The organism is Pseudomonas sp. RA_35y_Pfl2_P32, assembly GCF_963970735.1.
Lineage (GTDB): Bacteria > Pseudomonadota > Gammaproteobacteria > Pseudomonadales > Pseudomonadaceae > Aquipseudomonas.
Map to the genome: position 1 here is coordinate 1 of NZ_CAXAQF010000268.1, position 479 is coordinate 479.

The 479-nt window shown below is 62.0% G+C and carries 1 protein-coding gene; it reads left to right on the top strand.

All coding sequences use genetic code 11. The annotated features are described in order from the left end of the window. On the top strand, positions 1–479 hold a 479-nt coding region (locus tag AACY45_RS28205; protein ID WP_339548755.1), incomplete at both ends, for an efflux RND transporter permease subunit.

Here is a 479-nt window from a genome sequence, read left to right on the forward strand (position 1 = left end):
GAGTTCGGAGGCCAGTTCCGTCAGCTAGAAGCGGCCCGAGCCCGTCTGATGATCGTCGTGCCGGCGGCGCTGCTGATGATCTTCTTGCTCGTTTATTCGGCGTTGGGGAGCGTCCGTCATGCCGCCGTCGTCTATACCGGTATTCCGTTTGCGATCACCGGTGGCGTGCTGGCACTCTGGCTACGTGACATGCCATTCTCGATCACCGCCGCGATCGGCTTTATCGCGGTCTCCGGCATCGCGATGCTGAATGGTCTCGTTCTGATCGATCATATAAATGCGTTGCGGCGGAAGCTGCCTGTTATCGAGGCAGTCCGGCAAGCCGCCACGGATCGGCTCCGTCCGGTATTGTCGACCGCCATGGTCGCGGGAATCGGCTTCGTACCGATGGCGATTTCACAGGGCGCGGGAGCGGAGGTGCAACGACCGCTCGCCACTGTCGTCATCGGCGGCGTCCTGTCGTCCACCGTTCTGACGCT